This window comes from Stenotrophomonas sp. 05L44_2, assembly GCF_056665995.1.
The window spans coordinates 1-2,762 of sequence record NZ_JBFTNR010000568.1 but is presented as its reverse complement, the minus strand read 5'-3'; the positions used below and the strand labels follow the sequence as shown (position 1 = coordinate 2,762).

3 protein-coding genes are annotated in these 2,762 nt (G+C 67.9%); all 3 read left to right on the top strand.

Translation table 11 applies throughout. The features are described from left to right. Positions 1-645 (top strand): phospho-N-acetylmuramoyl-pentapeptide-transferase (gene mraY, locus AC1VAN_RS17540; RefSeq protein WP_480986315.1); only part of this gene is annotated, 645 nt, incomplete at its 5' end. Further along, positions 645-1,964 carry a putative lipid II flippase FtsW gene (gene ftsW / locus AC1VAN_RS17535; protein ID WP_025876590.1) on the top strand — a complete coding sequence of 440 codons (1,320 nt, stop codon included), beginning with the start codon at positions 645-647 and terminating at the stop codon, positions 1,962-1,964. The genes mraY and ftsW, both read left to right, overlap by 1 nt. Next, positions 1,961-2,762: undecaprenyldiphospho-muramoylpentapeptide beta-N-acetylglucosaminyltransferase (gene murG, locus AC1VAN_RS17530; RefSeq protein WP_480986314.1), on the top strand; the 802-nt coding region annotated here is incomplete at its 3' end. The genes ftsW and murG, both read left to right, overlap by 4 nt.

Sequence of the window (2,762 nt, the reverse complement as noted above, 5' to 3'; positions counted from 1 at the left end):
CTGTTCCAGACCGCCGACGTACCGGCGGCGCTGACCTTCTACATCCCGATGTTCAAGTCGGTGGCGCTGCCGCTGGCCGGCATCGGCTTCGTGGCCATCGCCTATTTCTGGATCGTCGGCTTCTCCAACGCGGTCAACCTGACCGACGGCCTGGACGGGCTGGCGATCATGCCGACGGTGCTGGTGGCCTGCGCGCTGGGCGTGTTCGCCTATGCGTCGGGCAACGCGGTGTTCGCCAACTACCTGCAGATCCCGCAGATTCCAGGCGCCGGTGAGCTGGTCATCATCTGTGCGGCGATCGCCGGCGCGGKGCTGGGCTTCCTGTGGTTCAACACCTATCCGGCCATGGTGTTCATGGGCGATATCGGCGCGCTGTCGCTGGGCGCGGTGCTGGGCACCATCGCGGTGATCACCCGCCAGGAACTGGTGCTGGTGATCATGGGCGGCGTGTTCGTCATCGAGACGCTGTCGGTGATGATCCAGGTCGCCTCGTTCAAGCTGACCGGCAAGCGCGTGTTCCGCATGGCGCCGATCCACCACCACTTCGAACTGAAGGGCTGGCCGGAGCCGCGCGTGATCGTGCGCTTCTGGATCATCTCCGTCGTGCTGGTGCTGATCGGCCTGGCCACGTTGAAGGTACGCTGATGAATGACCTGTCGCACCAGGCAACACGCCTCGAGGCCATCGGTGGCAGCTACGACAAGTGGCTGCTCGGCGCGATGATCGCGCTCACCGGGCTGGGCGTGGTGATGGTGGCGTCCAGCTCGATCGCGTTGATGAGCAGCCCGTTCTATTACCTCAACCGCCACCTGATCTTCCTGGCGGTCGGCATCGTATTGGCCATCTTCGCCGCGCGTACCGAGCTGAAGACCATCGAGCAGTACAACCAGATGCTGCTGCTGGGCTGCTTCGCGCTGCTGGTGGTGGTGTTCGTGCCCGGCCTGGGCAGCAGCGTCAACGGTGCCCGCCGCTGGATCAACCTGGGCATCTCCAAGTTCCAGACGGTCGAAGCGGTGAAGGTGCTCTACATCGTCTGGCTGTCCAGCTACCTGGTGCGCTTCCGCGACGAGGTCAACGCGACCTGGCCGGCGATGCTCAAGCCGCTGGGCGTGGCCGGTGCGCTGGTGGTGCTGCTGCTGCTGCAGCCCGACTTCGGCTCGTCCACCCTGCTGCTGGCGATCACCGCCGGCATGCTGGTGCTGGGCGGGGTGAACATGCCGCGCATGTCGATGCCGGTGGTGATCGGTCTGGTCGGCATGAGCGCGCTGGCGATCATCGAGCCGTACCGCATGCGCCGCATCACCTCCTTCCTCGACCCGTGGGCCGACCAGCAGGGCGACGGCTACCAGCTGTCCAACGCGCTGATGGCGGTGGGCCGCGGCGAGTGGACCGGCGTTGGCCTGGGCAATTCGGTGCAGAAGCTGTACTACCTGCCCGAGGCGCACACCGACTTCATCTTCTCGGTCACCGCCGAGGAATTCGGTTTCCTGGGCACCTGCGTGATCGTGGCCCTGTACGCACTGCTGGTCGGCCGCACCTTCTGGCTGGGCATGCGCTGCGTGGAAATGAAGCGCCACTTCTCCGGTTACATCGCCTTCGGCATCGGCCTGTGGATCAGCATGCAGACCTTCGTTTCGATCGGCGTGAACCTGGGCATCCTGCCGACCAAGGGCCTGACCCTGCCGCTGATTTCGTCGGGTGGTTCGTCGGTGCTGATGACCTGCGTGGCGATGGGCCTGCTGCTGCGCGTGTCCTATGAACTCAAGCGCGCCGAGCGCCGCCAGGCCGTGCGCATGGGCGCCGCCGACGATGTAGCCGGGCCTGCCGCCGCCGAGCCTTCTGCTGCACCGGTGGCGAAGAACGTGCCGATGGCTGCCGAACCGGCCGCGGCCGAGCCGGCCGCCGTGCGTGGCACCAGCCGCCTGCAGTCGCGCGTCGAACCCACCTTCGGGAGGCTCGGATGAGCGCGGCCCAGAACAACAACCGGCCGGTGATGATCCTGGCCGGTGGTACTGGCGGGCACATCTTCCCGGGCCTGGCCGTGGCCCGCGTGCTGCGCGCGCGTGGCGTGCCGGTCACCTGGATGGGTGCCGATGGCGCCATGGAAACCCGCCTGGTTCCGCAGCACGACATCGCCATCGATACGCTGGCCATCACCGGCCTGCGTGGCAAGGGCAAGCTGGCTCTGCTGGCCGCGCCGTGGCGCCTGATGCGCGCGCTGCGTGCGGCCGGCCTGATCATCCGTGATCGCCAGCCGCGTGCGGTGGTCGCCTTCGGTGGCTTCGCTTCCGGCCCCGGTGGCATGGCCGCGCGCCTGCACGGCCTGCCGCTGATCGTGCACGAACAGAACCGCGCGCCGGGCCTGACCAACCGCATCCTGTCGCGCTACGCGCGCCGCCTGCTGACCGGTTTCCCGGGCACCTTCGCTGCACGCGAAGAGTTCGTGGGCAATCCGGTGCGCGCCGAAATCGCCGCCGTCGCGCCGCCGCAGCAGCGGCTGGCCGATCGCAGCGGTCCGCTGCGCCTGCTGGTGCTGGGCGGAAGCCAGGGTGCCCGCGCGCTCAACAGTGGCGTGCCGCAGGCACTGGCCAGCCTGGGTGCGCAGGTGCCGGTGGTGGTGCGTCACCAGAGCGGCGAGAAGCTGCATGCCGAAGCAGTCGAGGCCTATGCCAAGGCCGGCGTGCAGGGCGAGGTCACACCGTTCATCGCCGACATGGCCGAAGCCTTCGCCTGGGCCGACCTGGTGGTATGCCGTTCCGGCG